The sequence below is a fragment of the Spirosoma sp. 48-14 genome (assembly GCF_001898575.1).
Lineage (GTDB): Bacteria > Bacteroidota > Bacteroidia > Cytophagales > Spirosomataceae > Spirosoma.
Map to the genome: position 1 here is coordinate 9066 of NZ_MKUD01000013.1, position 3075 is coordinate 12140.

Genomic DNA, 3075 nt, shown 5'->3' on the forward strand with positions numbered 1-3075 from the left:
CGGCACCCATTTATAGTGGGCATCTGTACGAAGAAGGGGCCATGCTGAGTCGGGATGGACATTGCCGGCCGTTCGATGCCAGTGCTACCGGAACCGTGTTCAGTGATGGCGCGGGGGTGGTGTTGCTAAAGGCCCGATCAGCCGCCGAACGCGATGGCGATACCATTTACGGGATCATTAAAGGGGTGGGCGTTAACAACGACGGGAGCGGTAAGGGCAGTTTTACGGCTCCCAACGCCGAAGGGCAGGCCAGGGCCATTCGGATGGCCCTTGCTGATGCCCAAATTGATCCGTCCACGATAAGCTATGTGGAGGCCCACGGCACAGCCACCCCGTTGGGCGATCCTATCGAAGTGGAGGGGCTAACCATGGCGTTCGGTGGCGTGTCGAAAAAACAGTTTTGCGCGCTGGGTTCCATTAAAAGCAACCTGGGGCATCTGACAGCGGCTGCCGGCGTGGCGGGGCTGCTTAAAACCACGCTGGCCCTCTACCACCAGCAACTGCCCGCATCGCTTGGTTTCAGCGCACCAAATCCGGTTATTGATTTTGCCGATACCCCTTTTTACGTGAACGATACGCACCGCGATTGGGTCGCATCGGGGCCGCGTCGGGCGGGAGTCAGTTCGTTTGGCGTTGGCGGTACCAACGTTCATGTCGTGCTGGAAGAGTATATTCCCGCCGGGTCCGTCGAGGCAGTAAGCCCATCAGCCGCCCAGCGACCGGTCCATCTGGCGGTTTGGTCGGCCAAATCCCGGCAAAGTCTGACAACCTATGCGGCTCATCTGGCCGGGCATCTTGGCCAGCACCCCGAACAGACGCTTGCCGATGTAGCCTATACGCTTCAGAACCGCCAGCCCATTTTTGCTCACCGTCGATTCGTACTGGCTCGTAGCCAGCCCGAACTCATGCAGGCGTTACTGGCTCCGGCGGCTCCGAAAACGATTAACCCCCTTTCAGACGGAAATGCGGCATCACAACCACCCGGCTCCACTGAGGTGGGTTCCTTCGTCATGCTGTTTCCGGGTCAGGGGGCGCAGTACCTCAACATGGGCCGGGAACTATACGAAAACGAATCGGTGTATCGGCAGGCCATTGACACCTGTGCCGACGAACTGATGACTCATCTCGGCCTCGACATTCGCCAGGTTCTCTACCCCGATACCATCGATGTTGACGCGACCAACCGGCTGAAAAACACGCAATACACCCAGCCCGCGTTGTTTGTAACCGAATACGCCCTGGCCCGGCTTTGGCAAAGCTGGGGAATCGAACCCACTGTCTTTTGCGGACATAGCATTGGCGAGTTCGTTGCGGCTCATCTGGCCGGGGTTTTCACCCTGTCAGACGTACTGGCCCTTATCGCAGCCCGTGGCCGACTGATCAGCGAACTGCCAGGAGGAAGTATGCTATCGGTACGGCTCGATGTCGAATCCGTTTCAGCCATGCTGCCCCCCGCTCTATCGCTGGCAGCAGTCAACAGTCGTCAGTTGTGCGTGGTGGCCGGGCCCAACGACGCGATTACCCTATTTGCCGGACAGTTAAACGAGAGGGGCATTGCCAACCGGCTTCTAGAAACCAGCCATGCCTTCCATTCAGCCATGCTGGACCCGATTGTGGGCGAATTTGAAAACAGGGTGCGAGGTATAGCGTTGCAACGCCCCCAAAAGCCAATTGTATCAACGGTGAGTGGTACCTGGCTGACCGACGCCGAAGCCACAAATCCCGGCTATTGGGCCAACCATATGCGAGCTACGGTTTGTTTTGCCGATGCGTTGGAAACGCTGTTTACATTGCCGAACCCTATTATGCTGGAGGTCGGCCCCGGCAGTGTAACGTCGACTTTGGCCCGCCAACAGGCGATACCCCGCCCGATTGAGATCGTGACAAGTTTGGAAAGGAATGGGCAAGGTAATCGAACAGATTATGAATCTATCCTGAATGCCTTAGGGCAACTCTGGGTTAAAGGCATCGACCCAAACTGGTCGTCTTTTCAGACAGGCCAACCCAACCGGAAAATAACCTTCCCCACGTATGCCTTCGACCGGACTCGCTGTTGGGTGGACCCGCCCCGGCAATCATCCGAGAGCCCGACCAATATCCCCCTGGAGCTACAGAATATCCCAGTTCCCGTTGAAGATTCCATCGCTATACCGATCATGCGTAGAAATGAGTTGATAAACCAGGTTCGGCAATTGCTGAACGACACGGCAGGCATCCAGATGGATGAAAAGGCTCTGCCCCTGAACTTTTTAGAATTGGGGCTTGATTCCTTAGCGCTGACTCAGTTTTCCTATAACCTTCGCAAGAAATTCGACCTGCCAATTTCGTTTCGACAGTTGAACAGTGCGTACAATTCCATCGAAGCCTTAGTTGATTTTATAGATCGGGAACTACCCATCAATGCATTTCAGCCCCCGGCCCTGGTTACTCCACCAACGCTCTCCGTTCCGAAGCCAACTGCACCGCAGCCTACGCTGTCGAACGAAGCAAAACCGCTACCGAATCGGCCAGTCCTTCCGGCTGACCCCGCTGACCCAGTCATAGACCTGTTTGAGCGACAACTACAGATTATGTCGGAACAACTGGCCGTTCTGCGAGGCCAGGGCCCATCAGTCATACGTCAACAACCCATTGAGAGGATTAGTCCGGTATCTGCCCTAGCATCGCAGCCAGTGGAGGTTGTTACCAACTTGGTGCCTTCGACTACCCCTACACCTAAAAATGTGCTCCCTCCTGTAACTGAGCCCCCTGCGATCCGACAGGCGTTCGGAGCCGGAGCGCGCATCGAGCGCCAGGTAACGTCCCTCAATGAGGTGCAACAACTATTTTTGACAAAACTCACCCAACGCTACACCGAGAAAACAGCCGCCAGTAAAGCTTACGCGCAGGATAACCGGCGATGGATGGCCGATCCCCGCGCGGTAACGGGATTCAAGCCCGTAACAAAGGAATTGGTTTATCCGATTGTGGTAGAACGGTCGAAGGGAAGTCGGCTGTGGGATATTGACGGTAACGGATACATTGATGTGCTGAATGGGTTTGGGTCAACCCTGTTTGGCTATCAGACCAACTTGC

The 3075-nt window shown here is 55.9% G+C and carries 1 protein-coding gene; it reads left to right on the plus strand.

Going from position 1 to position 3075, the window contains the following annotated elements:
- The coding region (locus BGO59_RS10990; RefSeq protein ID WP_293683682.1) for a type I polyketide synthase at positions 1-3075 on the plus strand (3075 nt) is incomplete at both ends.